Source organism: Glycomyces terrestris (assembly GCF_003933745.1).
Lineage (GTDB): Bacteria > Actinomycetota > Actinomycetes > Mycobacteriales > Micromonosporaceae > Glycomyces > Glycomyces terrestris.
Genome location: NZ_RSEB01000005.1, coordinates 188045 through 213961 on the forward strand (window position 1 = coordinate 188045; position 25917 = coordinate 213961).

Annotated in this window: 20 protein-coding genes; 11 read left to right on the plus strand and 9 right to left on the minus strand. The window is 72.6% G+C overall.

Annotated features, from left to right (window positions below; genetic code table 11):
- Positions 1–87 precede the first annotated feature (87 nt).
- The 5 genes from rplA to EIW28_RS18720 all read right to left on the minus strand — a co-directional run bounded on the left by rplA (position 88) and on the right by EIW28_RS18720 (position 3325).
- Entirely contained in the window at positions 88–783 is a 696-nt protein-coding gene (gene rplA, locus EIW28_RS18700) for a 50S ribosomal protein L1 (protein ID WP_125249232.1), read from the minus strand.
- Between the two features lie 88 nt (positions 784–871).
- A complete protein-coding gene (gene rplK / locus EIW28_RS18705) occupies positions 872–1303 on the minus strand; it encodes a 50S ribosomal protein L11 (RefSeq protein ID WP_125249233.1) in 432 nt (143 codons plus the stop codon).
- Positions 1304–1449: 146 nt separating this feature from the next.
- Positions 1450–2187, minus strand: a complete 738-nt coding sequence (gene nusG, locus EIW28_RS18710) for a transcription termination/antitermination protein NusG (protein WP_125249234.1) — start codon at positions 2185–2187, stop codon at positions 1450–1452.
- Positions 2188–2464: 277 nt separating this feature from the next.
- Positions 2465–2746 (minus strand): preprotein translocase subunit SecE, encoded by a 282-nt coding sequence (secE, locus tag EIW28_RS18715; protein WP_197717367.1) that lies wholly within the window; start codon positions 2744–2746, stop codon positions 2465–2467.
- A 57-nt stretch (positions 2747–2803) separates the two neighbouring features.
- Positions 2804–3325, minus strand: coding sequence for a GbsR/MarR family transcriptional regulator (locus EIW28_RS18720; protein ID WP_125249236.1), 522 nt, complete (start codon positions 3323–3325; stop codon positions 2804–2806).
- Positions 3326–3417: 92 nt separating this feature from the next.
- Here EIW28_RS18720 and EIW28_RS18725 point away from each other — a divergent pair, with 92 nt between their 5' ends.
- From EIW28_RS18725 to EIW28_RS18750, 7 genes are all read left to right on the plus strand, one after another.
- Positions 3418–4338 carry an ABC transporter ATP-binding protein gene (locus EIW28_RS18725; protein WP_125249237.1) on the plus strand — a complete coding sequence of 307 codons (921 nt, stop codon included), beginning with the start codon at positions 3418–3420 and terminating at the stop codon, positions 4336–4338.
- The gene (locus tag EIW28_RS18730) at positions 4335–5966 is read left to right on the plus strand and encodes an ABC transporter permease (protein ID WP_125249238.1); all 1632 of its coding nucleotides are present in this window, start codon (positions 4335–4337) and stop codon (positions 5964–5966) included. Before EIW28_RS18725 ends, EIW28_RS18730 begins: the two co-directional genes overlap by 4 nt.
- Positions 5967–6096: 130 nt before the next feature.
- The gene (locus EIW28_RS18735) at positions 6097–9186 is read left to right on the plus strand and encodes an ATP-dependent DNA helicase (RefSeq protein WP_158630462.1); all 3090 of its coding nucleotides are present in this window, start codon (positions 6097–6099) and stop codon (positions 9184–9186) included.
- Positions 9179–12262 (plus strand): ATP-dependent helicase, encoded by a 3084-nt coding sequence (locus tag EIW28_RS18740; RefSeq protein WP_125249240.1) that lies wholly within the window; start codon positions 9179–9181, stop codon positions 12260–12262. Before EIW28_RS18735 ends, EIW28_RS18740 begins: the two co-directional genes overlap by 8 nt.
- 107 nt (positions 12263–12369) lie before the next feature.
- Positions 12370–12840, plus strand: coding sequence for a DUF4878 domain-containing protein (locus tag EIW28_RS18745; RefSeq protein WP_125249241.1), 471 nt, complete (start codon positions 12370–12372; stop codon positions 12838–12840).
- A gap of 103 nt (positions 12841–12943) precedes the next feature.
- Positions 12944–13120, plus strand: coding sequence for a hypothetical protein (locus EIW28_RS24340; RefSeq protein WP_158630463.1), 177 nt, complete (start codon positions 12944–12946; stop codon positions 13118–13120).
- Complete coding sequence (locus EIW28_RS18750; protein WP_125249242.1) at positions 13117–13509, plus strand: type II toxin-antitoxin system death-on-curing family toxin; 393 nt, start codon at positions 13117–13119, stop codon at positions 13507–13509. Before EIW28_RS24340 ends, EIW28_RS18750 begins: the two co-directional genes overlap by 4 nt.
- Before the next feature lie 97 nt (positions 13510–13606).
- Here EIW28_RS18750 and ileS read toward each other — a convergent pair whose 3' ends face one another.
- Entirely contained in the window at positions 13607–16753 is a 3147-nt protein-coding gene (gene ileS / locus EIW28_RS18755) for an isoleucine--tRNA ligase (protein WP_125249243.1), read from the minus strand.
- Positions 16754–17262: 509 nt separating this feature from the next.
- Here ileS and EIW28_RS18760 point away from each other — a divergent pair.
- Positions 17263–19389 (plus strand): anthranilate synthase component I, encoded by a 2127-nt coding sequence (locus tag EIW28_RS18760; RefSeq protein WP_125249244.1) that lies wholly within the window; start codon positions 17263–17265, stop codon positions 19387–19389.
- 59 nt (positions 19390–19448) lie between these two features.
- On the opposite strand, the gene EIW28_RS18765 is transcribed toward EIW28_RS18760, so the two are convergent.
- Complete coding sequence (locus tag EIW28_RS18765; protein ID WP_125249245.1) at positions 19449–19865, minus strand: hypothetical protein; 417 nt, start codon at positions 19863–19865, stop codon at positions 19449–19451.
- A 224-nt stretch (positions 19866–20089) separates the two neighbouring features.
- Here EIW28_RS18765 and EIW28_RS18770 point away from each other — a divergent pair, with 224 nt between their 5' ends.
- The gene (locus EIW28_RS18770) at positions 20090–20677 is read left to right on the plus strand and encodes a dihydrofolate reductase family protein (protein WP_125249246.1); all 588 of its coding nucleotides are present in this window, start codon (positions 20090–20092) and stop codon (positions 20675–20677) included.
- Positions 20678–21127: 450 nt separating this feature from the next.
- Here EIW28_RS18770 and EIW28_RS18775 read toward each other — a convergent pair whose 3' ends face one another.
- Positions 21128–21688, minus strand: coding sequence for a PepSY domain-containing protein (locus EIW28_RS18775; RefSeq protein ID WP_125249247.1), 561 nt, complete (start codon positions 21686–21688; stop codon positions 21128–21130).
- A gap of 204 nt (positions 21689–21892) precedes the next feature.
- On the opposite strand from EIW28_RS18775, the gene EIW28_RS18780 reads away from it, so the two are divergent.
- Positions 21893–22570 carry a response regulator transcription factor gene (locus tag EIW28_RS18780; RefSeq protein ID WP_125249248.1) on the plus strand — a complete coding sequence of 226 codons (678 nt, stop codon included), beginning with the start codon at positions 21893–21895 and terminating at the stop codon, positions 22568–22570.
- 76 nt (positions 22571–22646) lie between these two features.
- Positions 22647–24158 (plus strand): sensor histidine kinase, encoded by a 1512-nt coding sequence (locus EIW28_RS18785; protein WP_125249497.1) that lies wholly within the window; start codon positions 22647–22649, stop codon positions 24156–24158.
- Here the strand turns inward: EIW28_RS18785 and EIW28_RS18790 are convergent.
- Positions 24155–25795: an LPXTG cell wall anchor domain-containing protein gene (locus EIW28_RS18790; RefSeq protein WP_125249249.1), complete on the minus strand. Its 1641-nt coding sequence runs from the start codon at positions 25793–25795 to the stop codon at positions 24155–24157. The genes EIW28_RS18785 and EIW28_RS18790 overlap by 4 nt on opposite strands.
- Positions 25796–25917: the final 122 nt, after the last annotated feature.

Sequence of the window (25917 nt, forward strand, 5' to 3'; positions counted from 1 at the left end):
TGGGTTGTTGCCGCAAGCGTACCAGCGGAGACGGGAAAGCCCCAGTGCAGGAGGCCTGCACCGGGGCTGCGTCACACTCGGCGAGCGCTACTTGATCTTGACCGCCTGCGGGTCGACCGGGATGCCCGGGCCCATGGTGGTCGAGATGGTCGACTTCTTGATGTACACGCCCTTGGAGCTGGCGGGCTTGAGCCGCTGGACCTCTTCGAGGGCCGCGCTGTAGTTCTCCGCGAGCTGCTCGGCCGTGAACGAGGTCTTGCCGATCGGCAGGTGCAGGTTCGCGTGCTTGTCGACGCGGAACGCGATCTTGCCGGCCTTGATCTCGGTGACGGCCTTGGCGACGTCCGGCGTGACGGTGCCGGTCTTCGGGTTCGGCATGAGGCCGCGCGGGCCCAGGATCCGCGCGATCCGGCCGATCTTGGCCATCTGGTCGGGGGTGGCGACGGCGGCGTCGAACTCGAGCCAGCCCTCGGAGATCCGCTTGACGAGCTCGTCGGAGCCGACCTCGTCGGCGCCGGCGGCGACGGCGGCCTCGGCCTTGTCGCCCTCGGCGAAGACGATCACGCGGACGGTCTTGCCGGTGCCGTGGGGCAGGGAGACGGTGCCGCGGACCAGCTGGTCGGCCTGGCGCGGGTCGACCCCGAGCCGCAGGGCGACCTCGACGGTCGCGTCGAACGAGGTCGGCGAGGTCTCCTTGGCGAGACCGGTCGCCTCGACGGGCGCGTAGAGCTGCGTCCGGTCGACCTTCTTGATGAGGTCTTGGTACTTCTTGCTGCGCTTCATGTTCCATCCTTCGGATGTCGTGGTGGGGGCGGGCGCGCGCCCTTCCACTGGGTTGACGCCGGCGGGGCCGGCGGACGTGCTGGAGCCCTTAGCCCTCGACGGTGATGCCCATGGAGCGGGCGGTGCCGGCGACGATGAGCGACGCGGCGTCGAGGTCGTTGGCGTTGAGGTCGGGGAGCTTCTTCTCCGCGATCTCGCGCACCTGGGCCTGGGTCACCTTGCCGACCTTGACCTTGTGCGGCTCGCCCGAGCCCTTGGGAACGCCGGCGGCCTTGAGCAGGAGCTTCGCGGCCGGCGGGGTCTTGAGGACGAACGTGAACGAACGGTCCTCGTACACCGTGATCTCAGCGGGGAGGACCTCGCCGCGCTGGGATTCGGTGGCCGCGTTGTAGGCCTTGCAGAACTCCATGATGTTGACGCCGTGCTGACCGAGGGCGGGGCCCACCGGCGGAGCCGGAGTGGCCTGACCACCCTGGAGCTCCAGCTTGAACGTCACAACGGCCTTCTTGTTGGGAGCCATCGTGTCCTTCTCTTCCTGGGATAACGCGGGACGGTCCCCGCGTCTTCTTGCGAGCGCGCGGCAGCGCCGAGCCGCCGCGCAACCGTTCCAGGGTACCTGCCGGACGGCGGGCCGCCTGGACGGAGGTGTGTGAGCTGTAGCTCGTGCTACAGCTTCGAGACCTGGTTGAAGTTGAGCTCGACCGGGGTCTCGCGGCCGAAGATCGACACGAGCACCTTGAGCTTCTGCTGCTCCGCGTTGATCTCGGCGATCGTGGCGGGCATCGAGGCGAAGGCGCCGTCGACGACGGTGACGGACTCGCCCTCGGAGAAGTCGACCTTGATGTCGGGGTCGGAGGACGCCGACTCGGCGGCGGCCTCGTCCTTGGGCTTCTGCTCCGGCGGGAGGAGCCACTGGATGACCTCGTCGAGCGGAAGCGGGCTGGGCCGGTCGGTGCGGTCGACGACGCCGACGAAGCCGGTCACGCCGGGCGTGTTGCGCACGACCGAGTAGGACTCGGGGGTCATCTCCATGCGGACGAGCACGTAGCTGGGGAAGACCTTGGCCTCGACCTTCGAGCGCTTGCCGTTCTTGATCTCCACCTCGGTGTGGGTGGGGACCTCGATCTGGTAGATGAAGTCCTCCATGTCGAAGGACTGGATGCGGTTCTCCAGGTTCGAGCGCACGCGGTTCTCGAAGCCGGCGTAGGAGTGCAGCACGTACCACTCGCCGGGGGCGAAGCGCAGCTTGGCCCGCAGCGCCTCCGCCGGGTCGACCTCGGGCTCGGCGGGCCCGGCCGCCTCGTCCTCGTCGAGCTCCGGCTCGTCGTCGACGTCCGCGACCTGTGCGGCCGCGGCGGCCTGCGCCGCGACTTCTTCCTTCAAGGCCTCGTCGAACTCAGACACGCTTGACTCTCATTCCGGCTCGGTGCCCGCGGTCGGCGGGACACGGCGACTGTGCTTCGGTTTCTCGGATGCGGCGGCGCTGCGCCGATGTGCGGCCCGCAGGCTCCCGCTACGTGGATCCCGCCGCCTGTGAAGTCGCGCGCCGGCGGAACCGGCGCGCGTCATACCCACTAGGGTAGCCGCTCTGCGGCGCGGCGCGCTTCAGGCACCGTCGAAACGGCGCAGGTCACGCGAACCGCCCGCCTCGGGCGGGGGCGGGACCGGCCGGGGAGGCGCGCTAGGAGTCGGCGCCGAAGGCGCGGCGGACGAGGTCGCCGAAGAGGAGGTCGAGCCCGCCGATGTAGGCCATCATGATGCCGACGAAGACGAGGACCACGATCGAGTAGGTGATGAGCTGGCGCCGGGTCGGGTAGACGACCTTGCGGAGCTGCTCGACGACCTCGCGCAGGAACCGGCCGAGCTTCTTGAAGGGGTTGCGCTCGACGGCCTTCTCGCCCTGCCTGCGGGTGGGACGACCCTTGTCGGCGGTCGCATCGGAGCGGCTGGTGTCGTCGGCCACGTCGGCTTCCTCCAGGGTTCGTCGCTGATGGGGCGGTCAGGGTTGCAGCATACCGGACTAGCCGGACGCGCCCGCGTCGCGGCGTCGCGCTTCGTATGCGGCGCTGAGTTCGGCGCGCCGCTCGTTCCAGTGGTCGCGCATGAGCCGCATCTCGGTCTTGGTGAACTCCATGAACGCGGCGGTCTGGATGAGTCGGTCGCGGCCGGGGCCCTCGGGGAGGGTGTCGATCCCGATGAGGGCGGTGTCGCGGTAGCGGTCGAGGAAGCCGGAGCGGTCGAGCATGATGTTGCCCCAGATGTCCTCGTCGTTGAGGCGGTAGACGTCGGCGCGGGTGGAGGGGCGGCGGGTCTTGAAGACGAGCCCGGCGGCGAGGAGCTCGCGGACGGCGCCGGAGACGGCGGCGAGGCTGATGCCCAGGCCCTCGGCGATCTCGGCGGCGGTGTAGGTCTCGTCGTCGTCCACCAGGATGTACGTGAAGACCCGCGCGGCCATGCGCTGCATGCCGCTGGTCGCGAGGATGCCCGCGAACTGCTCCACGTAGTCGAGCATGGCCTTGCGTTCGGCGTCCGGCTCGTCCATCGCCGCGCTCCCCCGTCCCTTGATGCGTGTTGATGATATCTTGACACGACATTGTTTTCACAAATTCATGAAAACTATGTTAGCTTGATGGCATGAACGCAGTGATCCGCACTGAGGAACTGGTCAAGCGCTTCGGTCATGTGACCGCGCTCGATCATCTCAATCTCGAAGTCGCCCAAGGCGAGACCCACGGATTCCTGGGCCCGAACGGCGCCGGCAAGTCCACCACCATCCGCGTCCTCCTCGGCATGCTCCGCTCCGACGGGGGCCGCGCCGAGCTCTTCGGCGCCGACCCCTGGAAGGACGCCGCCGAGCTCCACCGGCGCCTCGCCTACGTGCCCGGCGACGTCGCCCTCTGGCCCGGCCTCACCGGCGGCGAGACCATCGACCTCCTCGGGCGCCTGCGCGGCGGCGTCGACCGCGCCAGGCGCGACGAGCTCCTCGAGCGCTTCGACCTCGACCCCCGCAAGAAGGGCCGCTCCTACTCCAAGGGCAACCGGCAGAAGGTCGCCCTCGTCGCCGCGTTCGCCGCCGACGTCGACCTCCTCCTGCTCGACGAGCCCACCTCCGGGCTCGACCCCCTCATGGGCGCCGTCTTCAACGAGTGCGTCAAGGAGGCCGCCGCGCAGGGCCGCACCGTGCTCCTGTCGAGCCACATCATGAGCGAGGTCGAGGCCCTGTGCGAGCGGGTGAGCATCATCCGCAAGGGCGTCGTCGTCGAGACCGGCTCCCTCGCCGAGATGCGGCACTTCTCGCGCTCGCGCCTGCGCGCCACCCTGAAGCACCCCGTGCACGGCCTCGCGGACACCGACGGCGTCCACGACCTCGTCGTCGACGGCCTGGAGATCGACTGCTCGGTCGACGCCGCCGCCCTCGACGACGTGCTCGCCCGCCTCGCGGCCGCCGGCGTCGCCGCCCTCACCTGCGAGCCGCCGTCCCTGGAGCAGATCTTCATGCGCTTCTACGGCGACGAGCTCGCCGCCCACGGCGTGCGGGAAGGGAACGGGCGATGACCGCCGCCGCAGCCGAGGTCGGGGACGGCCTCGGGACCCTCGCCGGCACCGGCAAGCTCCTGCGCTTCCAGGCCCGCCGGACCCGCGTCCACCTCACCGCCTGGACCCTCGGCATCGCCGGCGGGACCTGGCTGATCACGCCCGTCCTCGCCGACCAGTACGCCACGCCCGAGTCCCGCGTCGCCCTCGGCGCGACCATGAACACGCCCGCGATGCGGTCCATGACCGGCCCCGCCGAGTACGTCGCGGCGTACGCCGACAGCATCGGCGCCCTGTTCGCCAACCGGATGCTGCTGTGGACCGGCGCGATGACCGCCGTCATGTTCGTGCTCCTGGTCGTGCGCCTCACCCGCGCCGACGAGGAGACCTCGCGGTCCGAGGTGCTCCGCTCGAACCCCGTCGGCCGCCGCGCCGACCTCGCCGCCGCCCTGGCGCTCAGCGCCGCCGCGGCGACCGTCCTGGGGGCGCTCATGGCGCTCGCGGTGCTCGGCCTCGAGGACGGCGCCGCGGGCGGCGCGGTCCTCTTCGGGCTCGCGCACACCGCCATCGGCCTCGTGTTCGCGGCCCTGACCGCGGTGGCCGCGCAGGTGAGCGATTCCGCCTCGACGGCGACCGGGTACGGCCTGGGCCTGCTCGGCTGGAGCTTCCTCACCGCCGGGGTCGGCAACGCGCAGGAGAACGCCGCGGTGTGGCTCTCGCCGCTCGGCTGGTCGCAGCTGACGTTCATGTACACGTCCGAGGAGCGGTGGTGGCCCCTCGCGCTCACCCTCGCCGTCGCCGTCGCCGCGTCCTCGCTCGCGTTCGCGCTCGTCTCCCGGCGCGACTTCGGCCAGGGCCTGGTCGCGGCCCGCGCCGGCCGGCCCGGGGCCGCCGCCGGCCTGCGCAGCGCCCACGCGCTCACGTTCCGCCTCACCCGCGGCCTCATGTGGACCGGCGCCGCCACGCTCCTCCTGCTCGGCGCCGCCTACGGCTCGGTGCTCGGCAGCGCGGACGAGTTCGCCGACAGCCTCTCCGAGGCGCAGCGGGCCATGCTCGACCGGGGCGGCAGCACGATGGCGTACAGCTTCGCGGCCACGTTCATCGCGATCAACGCCGTCGTGGCGGCGCTGTTCGGCATCCTCGTGATCGGCAGGGGCCGCAAGGAGGAGACCGTCGGCCGCGGCGAGCTCATCGCCGCGTCGCCGGTGGCGCGCAGCGCCTGGCCGGGCTCCTACCTGCCGGCCGCGCTGTTCGCCGCCACCGTGACGAACCTCCTCGGCGGCCTCGGGCTGGCCGCGACCGGCTCCGGCGGCGACGGCGGGCTGTTCGGGAAGGTCCTGCTCGGCACCGCGATCCAGCTCCCGGCGGTCTGGACCCTGGTCGCCTTCGCGTTCGCGGCCTTCGCCTGGCTCCCGCGCGCGGGCTGGCTGCGGTGGCTCCTGTGGGTGTGGAGCCTCCTGGTCATCTACTTCGGGAACATGCTCGACATGCCCGAGTGGCTCCAGGACGCCTCGCCGTTCCACCACGTAGCCGCCTACCCCGCGCAGGACCTCGAGTGGGCGCCGCTGGGCGTGCTCGCCCTCCTCGCGGCCGCGCTCGTCTGGCTCGGCTACGCCGGCGCCCGCCGCCGCGACCTCCACTTCAGCTGAGCCGCATACCCTCCTCAAAGGAAACCGGGCGCCGCCGGTCCGACACCCCGGACCGGCGGCGCCGACCCGTCGCGGCACTCGCGGGCGGACTTGTCGTACCCCTGTGATTCGCTGTGGTTCCATGGGCAGCGTGTTCGACCTCCGCTTTGAGTTGACCGATCCGCCCGCCGAGCAGGAGTGCGAACTCGACCCGGCGCAGCGGTCGGTGACCGAACACGCCGCCGGGCCGCTCCTGGTGCGCGGCGGCCCCCAGACCGGCAAGACCGAGGCGCTCCTGCGGGCCGCCGCCGCGAAGGTCGAGGCCGGGGCCGACCCTGCCTCCGTCATGTTCTTCGGGCTGCGCCGCCAGGACACCGCGCACCTGCGCGCCCGCCTGAACGCCGCCACCGCCGCGGTCTCGGCCGCCGAGATCGGCGTGTACACCTTCCCCGCGTTCGCGTTCGCGCTGCTGCGCGCGGCCGCCGCCCAGGACGGCCGCGAGGAGCCGCGCCTGCTCACCGGCCCCGAGGCCGACGCCCTCATCCGGTCGATGCTCGAAGGCGAGGACTTCGGCTGGCCCGACGGCTTCGACGAGGCCGTGCGCACCTACGCGTTCGCGCAGCAGCTGCGCGACCTGGTCCTGCGCTGCGGCGAGCGCGGCCTCTCCGCGCCCGAGCTGACTCGGCTCGCGCTCGAGCACGACCGCCCCGAATGGGCCGTCGCCGCGCGCTTCTACGACCGGTACGTCACCACCCTCGCGCTCCAGTCCATGTCGAGCGCCCTCTACGACTCCGCGGAGATCGTGCGGGCCGCCGCCGCGGCCCTGCGCGCGCGCCCCGAGCTCCTGCCGCGCCCCGCGTGGGTGTTCGTCGACGACCTCCAGGACGCCACCCCGGCCCACCTGCGGCTGCTCGAACTCCTCGTCGGCGAGCGCGGCAACATCGTCGCGGCCGGCACCCCCGACGCGGCCGTGTTCGGCTACCAGGGCGGCGACCCGGAGTCGGTGCGCGAGTTCCCGTTCCGGTTCCCCGGCCCCGACGGCGCCGAGGCGCCCACGGTCCAGCTGAACGACGTCCACGCGGTGGCGCTCGCGCCCCTCGCGGCGACCACGGCCCTGTCGCGGCGGCTGCGCGGGTCCGACCGGGACCGGCGGCGCGGCACCGCCTCGGAGGAGCCGGGCCGGGCCGAGGTCGTGTACCTGCCCTCGCCCACGCGGGAGGCGGTGTACATCGCCGACACCGCGCGCCGCGCCCACCTGCTCGACGGCGTCCCCTACGGCGACATGGCGGTCGTCGTCAAGTCGGCGTCGTCGATCCCGCACCTGCGGCGGGCGATGCAGCACGCCGGGGTGCCGACCCGGCAGGCCGCCGACGACGTGCCGCTCCCGGCGCACCCCACCGTGCGCGACCTGCTGCGGGTCGTCCTCGTCGGGCGCCACCCCGAGCGGCTCGACGAGACCGTCGCGGCCGGGCTGCTGCACTCCCAGTTCGGCGGCGCCGACCCGTTCGCGGAGCGGCGGCTGCGCCAGGAGCTGCGGCGCCTCGCCGTCGCGGCCGACGACTTCTCCCCCGGCGCCGACCTGCTCGTGGAGGCCCTGGCCGACCCCGCGCGGATCGCGGCCCTCCCCGAGGAGGAGTGGGCCGAGCCGGCGCGGCGCCTCGACGCGCTGTTCACCGCGGCCCGCGAGGGCGGCGGGATCACCGCGACGCTGTGGACGGTGTGGGAGGCGTCCGGGCTGGGCGAGCGCCTCAAGCGGCGGGCGCTGTCCTCGGACCGGCGGGCGCAGCGCGCCGACGCCGAGCTCGACGCCGTCATCGCCATGTTCGACCTCGCCGCCGACTACGAGAGGAAGCAGCCGGGCGCGCTCGTCGACGTGTTCTGCGAGCACGTCCTCCACCAGCAGCTGCCCGGCGACTTCCTGTCCGCGCGCGCGGAACTGGGCGACGCGGTGACGCTCGCGACCGCGCACGCCGCGCACGGGCGGCAGTGGGACTTCGTGGTCGTCGCCGGCGCGCAGGAGGGCGCGTGGCCGAACCTGCGCCCGCGCGGCTCGCTCCTGGGCGCCGAGGCGCTCGTCGACGTCCTCGACGGCCGCGCCGACGTCGACCAGGTGGCGCAGCTCCTCGACGAGGAGCGGCGCCTGTTCTACAACGCGTGCACCCGGGCGCGCACGCGCCTGCTGGTCACCGCGGTCGACTCCGACGACCTCCAGCCGAGCCGGTTCACCGCGGAGCTCGGTGTCGAGCCGGTCACCGCGCCGCGGCGCGGGCGGCCCCTCAGCCTCGCGTCGCTCGCGGCCCGCCTGCGGGAGGCCGTGATCGACGCCGGGCACGCCGAGCGGGACGCGGCCGCGGCCGGGCTGCGGCGCCTGGCCGAGTCGGGGGTGCCCGGCGCGGACCCGGCGAAGTGGTGGGGGCTCGCGCAGCTCTCGGACGAGCGCGCGCTCGCGCTCGCGGGCGAGACGATCCGGATCTCGCCGTCCCAGGTGGAGACCTCCCAGCAGTGCGGGCTGCGGTGGGTCCTGGAGTCGCACGGCGCCGACGACGGCGACCTGCTGCCGCGCCACCTCGGCACGCTCCTGCACGCCGCGGCCGAGGCGGTCACCGTCGACCCCGCCGCGGACCCGAAGGCGGTCATGGAGCAGGTCGTGGGCGAGCACTTCGACCGGCTCCCGTTCGAGGCGCCGTGGCACGCCGAGCAGCAGCGCCGCCGCGTCTCCGGCGCGGTCGAGCGGTTCGCGGCCTGGCTGCGCTCGAACCAGCGCGAGCTCCTCGGGGCCGAGCGGTCGTTCCGGGTCAAGCTCGAACTGGGGCCGCCGGGCGTCGAGGTGGTCATGTCCGGGCAGGTGGACCGGCTCGAACGCGACGGCGACGGGCGCCTGTACGTGGTCGACCTGAAGACCGGCAAGAACGTGCCGAAGGCGAGCGAGGTGCAGACGCACGCGCAGCTGGGCGCGTACCAGCTGGCGGTCGCCGAGGGCGCGTTCGAGGAGGGCGCCGAGCCGGGCGGCGGCGAACTGGTCTACCCGAACGTGGAGAACAAGAAGTCGATCCGGATCGTGGCGCAGGGCCCGCTCGGCGAGGGCGAGAACCCGGACTGGGCGCGCGAGGCCGTGGCCGAGGCCGCGAACCGGATGGCCGGCGACGTGTTCGAGGCGCGGAACACGAGCAAGTGCGCCACCTGCAAGATCAAGCAGTGCTGCCCGATCGCGGACGAGGGACGGCAGGTCACCGATGAGTGAGGCACGGGTGGACGGGGCGCGGGCGGGCCGCCGGTACAGCGCGCTGGGGCTCGCGAACCGGCTGGGCGCGAACCGGCCGACCGCCGAGCAGGAGGCGGTGATCGAGGCCGGGCGCGACCCGATGCTCGTCATCGCGGGCGCGGGCTCGGGCAAGACGACGACGATGGCCGACCGGGTGGTGTGGCTCATCGCGAACCGGGTGGTGCGGCCCGAGCACATCCTGGGGCTCACGTTCACGCGCAAGGCCGCGGCGGAGCTCGCGGCGCGCGTCAGGGACAAGCTGCGGCGCCTGACCGAGTCGATCCCGGAGCTGTCGGAGCTGCACGGGGAGCCGTCGGTGTCGACGTACAACGCGTACGCGGGGAACCTGGTCGGCGAGCACGGGCTGCGCATCGGGATCGAGCCGGGGACGCGGATCGTCACCGACACGGGGCGCTGGCAGATCGCGCGCGACCTGGTGTGCGCGTGGGACGGCGAGATGAGCGAGTTCGACGTCGGGATCGACGAGGTGACCAAGCGGGTGCTCCAGTTGGCCGGGCAGCTCGCGGAGCACCTGCGGGACGGCGCGGACCTGCGGGCGTTCGGGCGCGGCCTGTACGAGGAGCTGGAGGAGCGCACGAACGGCAGGCCGCTGAACGACGAGTTCCGGGGCCTGGCGTCGCTGCGGCGCAAGTACGACCAGCTGCTGCCGCTGGTGGAGGCGTGGGACCGGCGCAAGCGCGAGCTCGGCGTCATGGACTTCGCCGACCAGCTGTCGCTGGCCGCGCAGCTGGTCGCGGGCGCGCCGGAGATCATCCGGTCCGAGCGGGACCGGTGGAGGGTGGTGCTCCTCGACGAGTACCAGGACACGTCGTTCTCGCAGGTGTCGCTGCTGCGCGACCTGTTCGGCGGCGGGCACCCGGTGACGGCGGTCGGCGACCCGAACCAGTCGATCTACTCGTGGCGCGGGGCCTCGGCGGGGACGCTCCAGCGCTTCCCGGCGGACTTCCCGGCGGCGAGCGGGGAGCCCGCGAAGGTCGCGTACCTGACGAAGTCGTGGCGCAACCGCGAGGCGGTCCTGGAGGCGGCGAACACCGTGTCGGCGCCGCTGCGGGCCGGGAACGTGCCGCCGCTGTCGGTGGGCGCGAAGTTCGACGACGAGCACGGGCGCGGCTCGGTCGAGGCGGCGATGCACCTGTCGGCGGCCGAGGAGGCGGCGTGGGTCGCGGCGCGCCTGGTCGCGGTGTGGCGGCCGGACGCGGAGGAGACCGCGGCGGTCCTCATCCGCAAGCGCCGCCAGATCCCGGCCCTGCACCGGGCGCTCACGAACGCCGGGCTGCCCGTGCAGGTCGTGGGGTCGCTGGGGCTGCTGTACTTCCCGGAGGTGGCCGAGACCGTGGCGATGCTGCGCGCGGCGGCCGACCCGATGAACGGCCCGGCGCTCATGCGGCTGCTCGCGGGGAACCGGTGGCGGATCGGGCCGCGCGACATCGCGGCCCTGTGGGCGCGGGCGCGGGAGCTCGCCCCCGACTCGCGCGGGTTCGAGCCGGACGCGGGCGTGGAGGCCGAGGCGTCCCTCGCTGACGCGCTCGGCGATCCCGGTGCGGCCGAACGCTACTCGACGCTCGGGTACCTGCGGTTCGCGCAGCTGCACGAGGAGCTGAGCTGGATCCGCAGCCGGCTGGGGCAGAGCCTGCCCGACGTGGTCGGCGACGTCATCGCGCACACCGGGCTCGACGTCGAGGTCATGCTCCACCACGGCGACCTGTCCAATCTGGACGAGTTCATCGACGTGGCGGCCGCGTACGAGAACGACACCGCGGGCGCGAGCATCCCGGGGTTCCTGTCGTACCTGGAGACCGCGGCCGAGCAGGAGCGGGGGCTGACGGTGGAGGGCGCGAACCCGGCCGGCGGGGTGGTGCAGCTGCTCACCGTGCACGCCGCGAAGGGCCTGGAGTGGGACGTGGTGGCCGTGCCGGGCCTGTGCGACGGGATCCTGCCGACCACGAAGCGCGACTCGACGTGGGTCTCCGACGCGGCCCGGCTGCCGTACCCGCTGCGCGGCGACGCCGAGAACCTCCCGGTGCTGTACCTCGACGAGGCGCACGTGCCCGCGGAGGTCGCCAAGGCCGTCAAGGCGTTCAAACAGGACGACCACGAGGCGAACCTCGGCGAGGAGCGCCGGCTCGCGTACGTGGCGATGACGCGCGCCCGCCGGGCGCTGCTGGCGAGCGGCTACTGGTGGGACGCGGACAAGCAGGGCGCGCGCAAGCCCGCCCCGTACCTCGAGGAGGCCCGGAGCGCGGGCGCCGAGGTCCCGGTGTGGGTCGAGTCGGGCCCCACGAACCCGCTGGAGGACCAGGCCCGGACGGCGCAGTGGCCGAGCAGGGCGCCCTTGGGGTCCCGGCAGGCGGCGTTCGCCGAGGCGGCCGAGCTGGTGCTGTCCGCGCCCGAGCCGGGCCGCGAGGGGCCGCTGGGCCGGCAGTGGCGCGAGGAGGCCGAGCTGCTGCTGGCCGAGCGCGACGAGCGCGAGTCGGGCGTGGTGCGCCTGCCGCGCCCGGCGCGCCTGTCGACGTCGCAGCTCATGGCGATGCGCGCCGACGAGGCGGCCTTCGCGGCGGAGCGGCGCCGTCCGATGCCGCAGCCGCCGCGCCCGGCGACCCAGCGCGGCACCGAGTTCCACTCGTGGGTCGAGGAGTTCTTCGGCGGCGGCGCCCTGTTCGACCCCGCCGACCTCCCCGGCGCGGCCGACGAGGCCGTGGACCAGGCCGACCTCGAACGCCTGAAGGCCGCGTTCCGGGCCTCGGCGTGGGCGGGCCGCCGCATCGCCGCGCAGGAGGTGCCGTTCGTCATCGACTTCGAGGGCACGGTGGTGCGCGGGCGCATCGACGCGGTGTTCCACAACGAGGACGGCGGCTACGACATCGTCGACTGGAAGACCGGCCGCCCGCCCGAGGGCGACGCGGCCGCGCACGCCGCCCTCCAGCTCAAGGTCTACCGCCGCGCCTGGGCCCGCCTCAAGGGCGTCGACGAGGCCGAGGTGCGGGCCGCGTTCCACTACATCGGCGCGAACCGCACCTGGTGGCCGGAGCTGTAGCGTGGAGTTCAGTCCAGGCTCGCCGCGGGTTTGCCATGCCCTTCTAATCTGGCGTTCGAACCGGCCTGCCCAGGCCGGACGCGATCCCCCCGATCTGATTGGATCTCATGAGCATCAACGTCACGCTCCGCCGCACCACCGCCGTCGCCGGCGGCGCCTTCGCGCTCGCCCTGACCCTCGCCGCCTGCGGCGCCGGGAACGACACGCCCGACGGCGCGGTCGAGAACTTCCTCGACAACGGCGCCGAGGACATGGTCACCGCCATGCTCGACGGCGACGCCGACAAGGCCGGCGAGGTCGCCTCCGACCACTTCTGCGCCGACGACGTCGAGGGCGTCAAGGAGGCCGCCGGCATGTTCGCGGACATGTCCGAGGAGGAGCGCCAGTCCGCCCTGGACATGGCCGGCGACGAGTTCACCATGTTCGAAGACCTCTCCTACGAGATCGGCGAGGTCACCGAGGACGGCGACACCGCCACCGTCGAAGCCTCCATCACCGCCGACGGCGAGACCACCGACGAGACCTTCGACCTCGTCAAGGAAGACGACGCCTGGAAGATCTGCGGCTTCCTCGCCTAGCACCGGACAGCGAAGGGCCCGGCGAGCGCCGCTCGCCGGGCCCGTTCCCGTGCGCACCGGAATGTCCGTTGCCGTGGCCGGTCCGGACCCCTACAGTCACGGCATGACCGAGACTCCAGCGGAGAACGAGCCCGCAACGGAAGGGGCCCTTTCCGAGACGGCGAACGTCGCGCCGGCCGAGACGACCGGCGGCGAGGCGGAGCGGCGGGGGCGGTTCGAGCGGCTCCTCGCCGACGCCCTGGTTGAGGACGGCGAACTGCTCGACCGGCTCGCGACATGACCGGCCGCATCGACTACCTCGACCTCGCCGACCTGATGGTGGTGGCGCGGGCCGTGACCGGCCTGGCGCACCCGCCGGTGCGCGACCCCGGCCTCCTCGAGTCCGCGCTCGCCAGGCCCGCGACGAGCGTGTTCGGGCAGGAGGCGTTCCCGTCGCTGCACGAGAAGGCCGCCGCCCTGTTCCACTCGCTCGCGCGCAACCACCCGCTCGCCGACGGGAACAAGCGCCTCGCGTACATGGCCGCGAAGATCATGTACGGCCTCAACGGCTTCCACCTGCGGGTGCCCTCGGTCGACGAGGGCGACGCATTCGTCCGCGCGGTCGCCAAAGGCGACTTCGAGGTCCCCGAACTCGCGGCCGCGCTCGCCGCCTGGACCACGCCGCGCTGACCGGCGCCCCGCCCGGACCGCGGACCGCCGGCGGCGCGCACACCTGACAGCGAAGGGCCCGGCGAGCGGCGCTCGCCGGGCCCTTGATCTCTTGCGCCTACCGCTTGGCGACCGCGGCCTTGACGGTCTCGCCCTCTCCCGCGTCGCCGCTGGTGGCGGTGTCGGGGAGGGCCGCGAAGGCGAGGTCGAGGGCCAGGGTCTCGGCCTTGACGAAGTCGAGGTGGGCCTCGACGGCGGTGCGGACCGCGTCGGAGGCGTCGACGGTGGCGGTGATGCGGTCGGTGACGTCGAGGCCGGCGTCCTTGCGGGCCTGCTGGATGACGCGGACGAGGTCGCGGGCGAGGCCCTCGGCGGCCAGGTCCGGCGTGACCTCCGTGTCGAGGACGAGCACGCCGCCCTCGTTCGGGAGGGCCTCGGTGTGCTCGGCGTCGACCGCGACCATCGTCAGCTCGAACTCGCCGTCCTCGAGGACGACGCCGCCGGCGGTGACGGTGCCGTCCTCGGCGGTCCAGTCGCCGGCCTTGACGGCCTTGATGACCCGCTGCACGTCCTTGCCCAGGCGGGGCCCGAGCACGCGCGGGACCAGCTTCAGGTCGGACTTCGAGTACGCCTCGACGTTCGAGTCGAACTCGACGGCCTTGACGTTCAGCTCGTCCTTGAGCAGGTCCGCGAACGGCGCGAGGCGCTCGGCGTGCGGGGTCGCGACCGTGACCTTCGCCAGCGGCAGGCGCACCCGGAGCTTGCGGGCCTTGCGCATGGACAGGCCCACCGAGGCGATGTCGCGCACGGCGTCCATCGCCTCCACGAGGGCGTGGTCGGCGGGCAGGTCCGCGGCATCCGGCCAGTCGGCGAGGTGCACCGAGCGGCCGCCGGTGAGGCCCTTCCAGATGTCCTCGGCGACCATCGGCAGCAGCGGCGCCGCGACCTCGGTGGCGGTCTTCAGCGCCGTCGCGAGGGTCGCGAACCCGGCCTCGTCGCCCTCCCAGAAGCGGTCGCGCGAGCGGCGCACGTACCAGTTCGTGAGGGACTCGAGGTAGGACCGGAACGCGGCGGTCGCGGCCACGAGGTCGTAGCCGTCCATGGCCTCGGTCGTCTGCTCGACCAGTTCGCGGGTCTTCGCCAGCAGGTACCGGTCGAGCCGGTGCTCGGACGCCAGCGCGGTCGCGCGGGCCTCCTCCGGGCTCGCCTCGTAGCCGGAGGCGCCGGCGTAGAGCGTGTAGAAGTACCACGTGTTCCACAGCGGGAGCACGATCTGGCGGACGGCGTCGCGGAAGCCGGTCTCGGTGACGGGCATGTCGCCGCCGCGCAGGACCGGGGACGAGACGAGGGACCAGCGGACGGCGTCGGATCCGTACTGCTCGAAGGACTCCCGCACGTCCGGGTAGTTCCGCAGCGACTTGGACATCTTCTGCCCGTCGGCGCCGAGGAGGGTGCCGTGGACGACGGCGGTCCGGAACGCGGGCCGGTCGAACAGGGCCGTGGACAGGACGTGCAGCAGGTAGAACCAGCCGCGCGTCTGCGCCGTGTACTCGACGATGAAGTCGCCTGGGAAGTGGTGCTCGAACCAGTCGGCGTTCTCGAACGGGTAGTGGACCTGCGCGAACGGCATGGACCCGGACTCGAACCAGCAGTCGAGGACCTCGGGGACGCGGCGCATGACGGACTTCCCGGTGGGGTCGTCCGGGTTGGGCCGCACGAGCTCGTCGATGTGGGGCCGGTGCAGGTCGGTGACGTGCACGCCGAAGTCGCGTTCGAGCTCGGCGAGGGAGCCGTAGACGTCGACGCGCGGGTAGGCGGGGTCGTCGGAGACCCACACGGGGATCGGGGAGCCCCAGAAGCGGTTGCGGCTGATGTTCCAGTCGCGCGCGTTCGCGAGCCACTTCCCGAACTGGCCGTCCTTGATGTGGCCGGGGGTCCAGTCGATCTCCTGGTTCAGCTCGACCATGCGGTCGCGGAACCGGGTGACGGCCACGAACCACGCCGAGAGGGCGCGCTGGATCAGCGGGGAGCCGCAGCGCCAGCAGTGCGGGTAGTTGTGGTTGTAGGTGTCGTGGCGCAGCAGCCGCTGGGTGGCCTTGAGGTCGTTGATGATGAGCTTGTTCGCGTCGAAGACGTGCACGCCCGCGTAGGGGGGCACCTCGTCGGTGAACTTGCCGGAGTCGTCGACGGGCACGACCGGTTCGATGCCGGCGGCGTCGGTGACGACCTTGTCCTCCTCACCGAACGCGGGGGCGATGTGGACGACGCCGGTGCCGTCCTCGGTGGTGACGTAGTCGGCGGTGAGGACCTGGTGGGCGTTCTCGCGGCCGGCGAAGAAGTCGAACGGCGGGTTGTAGCGCAGGCCGACGAGGTCGGCGCCCTTGTGGCGGGAGAGGACCTCGGGGTCCTCGCCGAGTTCGCGCGCGTACGCGGCGAGGCGGGCCTCGGCCAGGAGGTAGCGGCCGTCCCCGGTGGCGACGACGGCGTAGTCGACGTCGGGGTGGACGGCGGCGGCGAGGTTCGACGGCAGCGTCCAGGGCGTGGTCGTCCACACCAGGAGCTTGACGCCGTTCAGGGGCCCGTCGTCGACGACGTCGAGGCCGACGGTGACGGCCGGGTCCTGGCGGTCCCGGTACGTGTCGTCCATCTTGGTCTCAGTGGCGGCCAGGGGGGTCTCGCAGCGCCAGCAGTACCAGAGCACGCGGTAGCCCTCGTAGACCAGGCCCTTGTCGTACAGGGTCTTGAAGGCCCACATGACGCTCTCCATGTAGGTGAGGTCGAGGGTCTTGTAGTCGTTCTCGAAGTCGACCCAGCGGGCCTGGCGGGTGACGTAGTCGTGCCATTCGCCGGTGAACTGGAGGACGGAGGCCTTGGCGGCGGCGTTGAACCGGTCGATGCCGTACGCCTCGATCTCGGCCTTGGTCTTGAGGCCGAGCTCCTTCTCGGTGGTGACCTCGGCGGGCATGCCGTGGGTGTCCCAGCCGAAGCGCCGCTCGACGCGCCTGCCGCGCATGGTCTGGTAGCGGGGGACGATGTCCTTGACGTACCCGGTGAGGAGGTGCCCGTAGTGGGGCAGGCCGTTGGCGAAGGGCGGGCCGTCGTAGAAGACGAACTCGTTCGCGCCGTTCTCGCCGGCGTCGCGGGCCTCGATCGAGGCCTGGAAGGTGTCGTCCTTGGTCCAGAAGTCGAGGACGCGGCGCTCGACCTCCGGCAGGTTCGGGCTCGCGGGAACGCCCCGTCGGGGGTCGTCGAGTGGATAGGCCATGGACCCGTGTCTCCTCACACACACCTTGCTGGTCAGTGTGCGAGGACGAGCCGCGCCCTCGCTTCGGTGAGGGCGGCCCGCGGTACCACCTCGCTTGGCGCACGGATGCGCCCGCTCGTTCGGCGGCGGTGACGGGCCGCGTCCGTCCGGGTCTAGTGGGGCCCGCGCGGCTGCGCCGCGGTGGGCCGGTTCTTCCGGAAGCTCGCCGGTGATGGCCGGGTCGACGCTGTTGCCCGCAAGTGTAGCGCTGCCCGGCCGGGGGCCCGCGAGCGATTTACGGCCGCCGCGCCGCCCGGTCTCACCGGGCGGCGTCCCAAGGGGCGGACATGTACCATTCGGAGTGTGAGCATCCACGCGAACAACTGGTGGTGGCGTCGCTGAGGCGGCGTCCTGCTTTTGCGTGCGAGCGAAGTGAGCGACCGTCTTGAAGGCGGTCGCTTCGTCGTATCCGGGGTCGGCCGCCTCAGGACGGGACTCGAGACCCAGCGATCCTTGAGGAAGAGGCCCTGATGACAGTGTTCAAGACCCCGTCGGGCGTGACGGTCGAGCGGACGGTGTCCGACCTCGACTCCCCCGACCTGACGTCCGTGGTGGCGCAGGTGGAGGCCCGCCGCGGCGGCGTCCTCTCCAGCGGCATGGAGTACCCGGGCCGCTATTCGCGCTACCACCTCGCGTACGTCGACCCGTCCCTGGAGGTCGTGGCGCGCGGGCGCACGGTGACGGTGCGGCGGTTGAACGACCGCGGCGACCTGCTGGTCGACGTCCTCGCGGACGCGCTCGCGGCGGCCGGCGTCGGCGCGGTGGCGCGCGGGGACGGCGAGGTGCGCGTCGAGGTCCCGGCGCCGACGGGCCGGGTGCCGGAGGAGCTGCGCTCGAAGCTGCCGACCGCGTTCTCGGCGCTGCGGGTGGTGCTCGACGCGCTCCGCTGCGACGACCCGTACCTGGGCCTGTGGGGGGCGTTCGGGTACGACCTGGCGTACCAGTTCGAGCCGATCCCGTACGCGAAGGACCGCCCGGCCGACCAGCGCGACCTGGTGCTGCACCTGGCGGACGAGATCTACGTGGTCGACCGCAAGCGCGAGACCGCGCAGGTGCGCCGGTACGAGTTCGCGTTCGGGGGCCGGTCGACGAAGGGCCTGGCGCGGGAGACCGAGTCGCTCGACTACGTGCCGGCCGCGGCGGTGCCGGACGGGCCGGTGCCGGGCGTGTACGCGGACACGGTGCGGCGCGCGAAGGCGGAGTTCAAGGCGGGCAACCTGTTCGAGGTCGTCCCGGGCCACGAGATGTACGCGGCGTGCGACTCGCCGACGGCGTTCTACGAGCGGCTGCGCACGGCGAACCCGGCGCCGTACGAGTTCATCTTCAACCTCGGCGACCGCGAGTACCTGGTGGGCGCCTCGCCGGAGATGTTCGTGCGGGTGCAGGGCGACCGGGTGGAGACGTGCCCGATCTCGGGGACGATCGCGCGCGGCGACGACCCGCTGCACGACGCCTCGCAGATCGCGGCGCTCATCGGCTCCCCGAAGGAGGAGTCGGAGCTGACCATGTGCACCGACGTGGACCGCAACGACAAGGCGCGCGTGTGCGTGCCCGGCTCGGTGAAGGTGCTGGGGCGCAGGCAGATCGAGATGTACTCGCGGCTGATCCACACGGTCGACCACGTCGAGGGGCGGCTGCGGGAGGGCATGGACGCGCTCGACGCGTTCCTGACGCACATGTGGTCGGTGACGGTGACGGGCGCGCCGAAGACGTGGGCGATGCGGTTCATCGAGGAGCAGGAGACGACGCCGCGGCGCTGGTATGGGGGCGCGGTCGGGTTCGTGGGCTTCGACGGGTCGATGAACACGGGCCTGACGCTGCGCACGGCGCAGGTCCGCGAGGGCGTGGCGCGGGTGCGCGCGGGCGCGACGCTGCTGTACGACTCCGACCCCGCGGCCGAGGAGGCCGAGACGCACCTGAAGGCGCGGGCGCTCCTGGAGACGGCGGCGGGGGGCGTCGGCGCAGCCGCGCCGGTGCCGGAGCCGATCGAGGTCGCCGGCGGGCCGGCCGGGGAGGGCCGGAAGGTCCTGCTGGTCGACCACGAGGACTCGTTCGTGAACACGCTCGGGGACTACTTCCGCCAGCACGGCTGCGAGGTGACGACCCTGCGGTTCGGCTTCGACGTGCCGTCCACGCTGGATGAACTGGCGCCGGACCTGGTGGTGCTCTCGCCGGGCCCGGGCCGGCCCGAGGACTTCGGGACCGCGGACCTGCTCGACGAGCTCGAGCGGCGCTCGCTGCCGGCGTTCGGCGTCTGCCTGGGGCTCCAGGCGATGGTCGAGCACGCGGGCGGGCGGCTCTCGCTGCTGGAGGAGCCGAGCCACGGCAAGCCGGGGAACGTGAAGGTCACCGGCGGGGGCCTGTTCGACGGGCTGCCCGACGAGGTGACCGCGGCCCGCTACCACTCGCTGTACGCGACGGCCGACCAGGTCAAGGGCGATTTCACGCCGACCGCGGCGATCGACGAGGTCGTCATGGCGATCGAGGCGCCCGCGAAGCGGTGGTTCGGGGTGCAGTTCCACCCCGAGTCGATCCTGACGGCCGCGGGCGCGCACGGGCACCGCATCATCGGGAACGCGCTGCGCCTGACGGCGTGAACTGACGACGCGAGCAGGGGGCCGGGAGTACATCCCGGCCCCCTGTCGTCTTGCGCTGCTTACGAGGTGAACTCCCAGTCCTTGACGCAGCCCCAGGCGCCGTGGCCCCAGTTGCCGTTCCAGTAGACCTCCATCCAGAAGTCGCTGGAGAGCCCGCACGCGGTGTACTCGCCGCCCGCGACGCGGGTGCAGGAGGTCTGCACCCAGGCGCCGGCCGGGATGGAGCCGAGGATCGCCGAGCCGGCTTCGGCGCGAAGCCGGTGGTTGACGTTCTCGGAGAAGCGGGCGCGGCAGGTGCGCTGCTCGACGGCGCTGGCGGGGGCGACGGTGTCCGCCGCGGTCGTGGACTCGATGCGCGACTTGACGGGAGTCGGCGCCTGGGCGGGCACGGCCGCGGCCGGAGACGCGGCGGACAGCGACAGCGCGAACGCGGCCGCCGCGACGCCGATGGCCGTGAAGAGCTTCTTCATTACCATGATCACCCCTTTGGTGAAACTTGATCGTGACTGCGCCTTGTGACGCACTCCCACCTAAATACGTCGAAGCGCCTGATTCCCTACAAAACGGTCAATGTCGTGTATCCGACAGTAGCGGCCCGACGCGTCGGATCGGTGCGGCCGCGCCGCGGGGCTCGGGTGTTCGAATGCGGTCGCCCGGGATTCGCGGCCGGGGTGTCGGTGGCCCGTGGTTGGCTTGGCGGATGGGCAAAACCGTGTACAACACCGCGACCTCCGTCGACGGGTTCATCGCCGATCCCGACAACTCCCTGGAGTGGCTCTTCACGGTCCCCGGGGGGCATCCGGATGACCTGGGCGCGGGCGAGGGCGGCGCGGAGACGCCGCTCGACGAGTTCGCCGAGTTCCTGAAGGGCGTCGGCGCGATCTGCATGGGGTCCACCACGTACGAGTGGATCCTGAACTTCGAGCACGTGCTCGAGCAGCCGGAGAAGTGGGAGTACGAGCAGCCGGCCTGGGTCTTCACGAGCCGCGAGCTCCCGGCGGTGCCGGGCGCCGACATCAGGTTCGCTTCGGGCGACGTCGCCGCGGTCCACGCCGAGATGACCGCGGTGGCCGAAGGCAAGGACCTCTGGATCGTCGGCGGCGGCGACCTCGTCGGCCAGTTCTTCGAGGCGGGCCTGCTCGACGAGATCCGAGTGAGCCTCGCTCCGGTCTTTCTCGGCGGCGGCGCGCCGCTCCTCCCCCGCCGCATCCTCTCGGACCGCCTCGAACTCATCGAGGCCAGGCCGAGCGGCCAGTTCGCTTGCCTCGCTTACCGGGTGAAGAACTAGTCCGCTCCCACCGGGCGGCCGGAGACTCGCCTCCGGCCGCCCACCTCACGCAGCTACCTTCCGCCTCCGGCCACCCGCCTCCTGCCTTCGCTCCGCGCATTCAAGAACCCACCTCCGGCCACCAAACCGCCAGCCTCCGCCCCCGCATCCGACAACCCATCTCGGATCGCCCACCGCCCACCGCACCCATCGGCCCCGCCCCGGCCATCAGCCGCTAGCCGCCAGCAATGGCCCCGCATTCGGCAGCCTGGCTACGGACCGCCCACCGCCCACCGCATGCCTGTCGCATCGTGGGGGCCCCTCCCCTCCCCCCGCCCCACCCACCCTTTCTGGCCCTGGGGGTCCGCGCGGCATGCCGCGCGGACCCCCAGGGGATGCTGTTGTCAGTTGCTGGTTATCGGTCGTCGGGCCGGTGAGGGCCGGCCTGATCGGTCGTTTCTGGTGCTGCGACTAGTCGTCGCCGCGGTCGTCATCGTCGTCGTGGCGGTCGTCGTCGGTGTCGTCGTCATCGTCCGCGTCGTGGTCGTCGGAGCCGTCGTCGTTCTGGTCGTCGTCCTGGGCCGAGTCGAGGACCGTGCCGTCGAGGGCGTCGACCGCGACGTCCCACTCGACGCCGTCGGCGTCGGTGATGTCGATGATCCAGACCGGGACCTCGGCCGTGCCCTCGAGGTCGGTGTCGCGGACCGTGCCGTCGATCTCGGCGAGGGCGGCCTCGACGGCCGCGTCTTCGCCGATCGCGTCGGCCGGGAGCTGGAAGTCATCGTCCGAGCCGTTGTCGTCGGCGTCGTACTTGTCGTCGAGGTCGAGGGCGGTGCCGGAGGCGCCGGTCGAGTTGTTCTCCTCGCGGCGGTCGTCGGCGTCGTCCAGGTCGGCCGCGAAGGCCGCGGCGGTGCCGCCGCCCAGGAGGATCGCGCCGGCGGCGCCGGCGATCACGAGGGTGCGGTGGCGGCCGGTGAAGCGGCGGGTCCGCTGCGGGGCCTCGGGCTGCTGGGCGGGAGTCTGCTCGTTCATGGCTGGTCCTCTCGGTCCGTTCGGATCTGATGTCGGCAACCATGCGCCCTCGAACCTGAAGCCAAGCTGAAGTCACCTGAAGACGGCTTCAGGTTCGAGTTCCGGGACCGGGGCGCCGGGGCGTTCGCGCTGGTAGTAGGCCCATGGGAGCCGGGAAGACCGACTTCAGCTTGGCTTCAGGTTCCCTGTGTCAAGCTTCGGGACATGCGTTTGCTGATGGTGGAAGACGAGCAGCGGCTGGCCGAGGTGGTCGCCGCCGGGCTCAAGGCCGAGGGGTACGCCGTGGACCTGGCCCACGACGGCCGGACCGGCCTGTCGATGGCCCGCAACGGCGGCTACGACGCGATCATCCTGGACATCATGCTGCCCGGCATGAACGGCTACCAGGTGTGCGAGACCCTGCGGAAGGAAGGCGTCGAGACGCCGATCCTCATGCTCACCGCCAAGGACGGCGAGTACGACGAGGCCGAGGGCCTCGACACCGGCGCCGACGACTACCTGACCAAGCCGTTCTCCTTCGTCGTCCTCCAGGCCCGCATCCGGGCCATGCTGCGCCGCGGCAGGTCCGCGCAGCCGAACGTGTGGCGCTTCGGCGACCTCGTGGTCGACCCCGCCAAGCGCGCCTGCCGCCGCGGCGACGCCCCGGTCGACCTCACCGCCAAGGAGTTCGCGGTCCTCGAATACCTCGCGAGCCGGGCCGGGCAGGTCGTGTCCAAGTCGGAGATCCTCGAGCACGTCTGGGACTTCGCCTACGACGGCGACGTCAACATCGTCGAGGTCTACATCTCCAACCTGCGCCGCAAGATCGACGCGCCCTACGGCAGGGCCGCCATCACCACCGTCCGCGGGGCGGGCTACCGGCTGGCGGCCGACGGTGGATAGGAAGCAGGCCGAGCGGGCGAAGAGGCTGTCCGCACGGCAGTCCGGCGGCCCGCGGCCGCTGTGGCTGCCCGAGTCGGTGCGCGCCCGCACCACCCTGGGCGCCACGGTCGTCGTCGCGATCGCGCTCGTCGCGGCCGGGTTCCTCGTCGTCGCGCTCCTGCGCGACAACCTCTACGGCCGCGCCGAACTCACCGCCGAGGTCAGCGCTCGCTCGATCGCCGGGCAGCTCGCCTCCGGCACCGCCCCGGCCGCGGTCACGCTGCCGGACGACGACGAGGCCGCCCAGATCCTCGACGCGACCGGCCGGGTCGTGGCCGCCAGCGACGACCTCGAAGGACTCGGCGCGATCGGCGACTTCGCCCCCGCGCCCGACCCCGTCGCCGCCGAGACCACCGAAGAGGCCGACGACGATGACGAGGACCGGACCGATGACGACGACGATGACGACGGGGACGAACCGGACGACACCGAGACGCCGTCCGACGAGCAGGGGTCCGCGAGCGGCGCGGTCGGGTCGTCGGTCGCCTACGAGACCGTGACCGTGGACGGCGAGGACGCGCCGTACCGGTTCGCGGCCACGACCGCGACCGCACCGGACGGCACCGCGTACACCGTCTACTCGGGAGCGTCGCTGGAGACGCAGGAGGAGGCCGTGCGGAGCGTCGCCGACACGATGTGGCTGGCCCTGCCGGTGCTGCTCGCGGTCGTCGCGGTCACCACGTGGCTCGTGACGCGGCGGGCGCTGCGGCCGGTCGGCGCGATCCAGAAGGAGCTCATCTCGATCACCGGCGGCGACCTGTCCCGGCGGGTGCCGGTCCCGGCGAGCCGCGACGAGATCCACAGCCTCGCCGTCACCACGAACACCACGCTGGCCGCGCTCGACCACGCCGTGGCGCAACAGCGCCGGTTCGTCGCCGACGCCTCCCACGAGCTGCGCAGCCCGCTCGCGATCCTCCGCAGCCAGATCGAGATCGCCCGCGACCACCCGCAGCTCCTCGACCTCGACGCCACGCTCGCCGACGTCATCCGGCTCCAGGACCTCGCCGCCGACCTGCTCCTGCTCGCCCGCCTCGACGCCGGGGAGCGGCCGCCGCACGCCGAAGTGCCGTTCACCGAGCTCGTGCGCGAAGAGGTGGCGCGGCGGTCGGCCTCCGACCGGGTGCCGGTGCGGCTCGAGGTCGAGGAGGACCTCGCGGTCTTCGGCGTGCGCGGGCACCTCGCGCGCGCCGTGGGCAACCTGCTCGCGAACGCGCAGCGCCACGCCGCGACCGCCGTCACCGTCACCCTCGCGGCCGAGGACGGGGAGTGGCTCCACCTCGACGTCGGCGACGACGGCAACGGCGTCCCCGCCGGAGAGCGGCGGCGGATCTTCGACCGGTTCGTGCGCCTCGACGAATCTCGCAGCCGCGACGAGGGCGGGGCCGGACTGGGCCTGGCGATCGTGCAGGACGTGGTGCTCGCCCACCGCGGCATGGTCTGGGTCCTCGAGTCCCCGGAGGGAGGTGCGCTGTTCAGGATGGCCCTGCGCAGGGCCGGACGCCGGCCCCCGCGAGCGGACGCGGAGGCCGGCGACGGGCCGGATGATTAGGAGGCCGGGTTCGACGTGCCTTCGCCGCCGTCGGCGGTGCCGGTGGCGTCGGCGTCGCCCGCGGCCGCCGCGGGTTCCCGGCGGCGGCGGGTCAGCACGAAGAGCACGATGCCGAGCGCCAGCGCCCCGGCGGCGACCGCCACGACGGTGATCGTGGAGGTGCCGGTGTTCGGCAGGGCGCGGTCGTCGACCGTGAGGGCGGCGGTGTCGTTCGACGGGTCGCCGTCGAGGTCGAGTCCGTCCACGCCGCGGTAGAGCGCGGCGACCTCGAGCGCGCCCGGTTCGCCCGTGGCGCCGTCCAGGTCCACGGTGAACGTGAACTCGCGCTCCTCGTCGGGTTCGAGGGCCCAGAAGGAGCAGACGAAGTCGAAGCGGTCGAGTCCGGTGCCGTCGCCCGCGGCCTCGTGGAGCGCGTCCAGTTCGCCGCTGTCGGCGCAGGTCCACTGGTCCACGCCGTCGCTGTCGAGCGAGACGAGTTCGGCGCCCTCGGGGAGCCGGCCGCGGAGCTGGTACGCCGGCTCCTCCTCGCCGAGGGCGCGGTTGAGCGCGGCGGCGGGGCCGTCGTTCCCGACCGGGACGGTCACTTCGACCACGCGGCCGCGGAGGTCGGCGCCTCCGGTGTAGAGGTCGTAGGGATTGGCGGTCGTCTCGATGTCGACGGCGCCGCGGGTGGGCTCGTCGCCGGGCACCGGGTCCTCCTGGTTCGCGGCCGCGCCGATGCCGAGCAGGTTCGTGGAGGCGGGGTCCCACCAGACGCCGCCGAAGTCGCGGTCGAAGACCTCTTGGCTGATGCCGAAGAGGTCGTATGAGCAGCCGCACGCGAGCATCGGGCCGGGCGCGTCGCCGTCGACCTGGTACCGGATCGGTTCGGAGAACCCGAGGACGGTGCCCGGCAGGTCCTCGATGTCGGTGAAGAAGCAGTACCAGCCGCCGCTGGGCATGACGATGTCCGGCGTGCAGTTGTCCCACGGCGCGGTGACGCCCACGCCGTCGAGGCTGAGTCCCGGTCCGACCGGGCCGCCGAAGAAGACCCCGAGGGCCGCGATGTGGTCCGGCAGGGCGCTGTTCTGGAGGATTCGCGGCGACGCCTCCACGACCGATCCGGGCTCGACGCCGGTGAACGAGAGGTACTCGTGCGTGAAGTCGCGGAACACGCCGTCAGCGCGTTCCTCGGCGACTTCGACCACGCCGGACTCGGTGTGGATCTCGGTGCCGTCGAGGAGGATCGTGAGCGTGTAGTCGTAATCGCCCGGCTCGGTGCCGGTGGCGGCCGCGACGGTGAACGCGAACGTGTTCGCCGGTCCGGGGTCGGGATGCTCGCATTCGATGGAGGGCTGGTTGTCGGGCGTCTCGCACCCGGTGCCGGCGCCGAAGTAGACGGTGGCGTCGGGGGCGTCGACTTCGAGTCGCATGAGGAGCACGCCGGTCGGGTCCTCGTCGAAGGCGACGTCGAGCGAGGCCGCCCGCGGTGGGGCGCCGGGAACGTGCGGGTTGTCGAGGTGCAGGGAGACGTCCGACGGGACCGGGGCTTGAGCAGCGGCGGGCGGCGCGAACGCGCCGGCTCCGGCGGCCGCGGCCGCGAGGACCGCGGCGAGGGCCGCCGGCAGGCGTCCTGCCTTCTTGAAGGGTGTGCTCATTGGACACTCCAGGTGCGGTCGCCGCGGCGGCCGGGGCCCGGTCGGCGGCGGAACGGCTGATGAAGGGGAAACGTGCGGCCGTCACCGGAGGTTGCGGCGCCGAATCTGAACGCTGGGCGAAC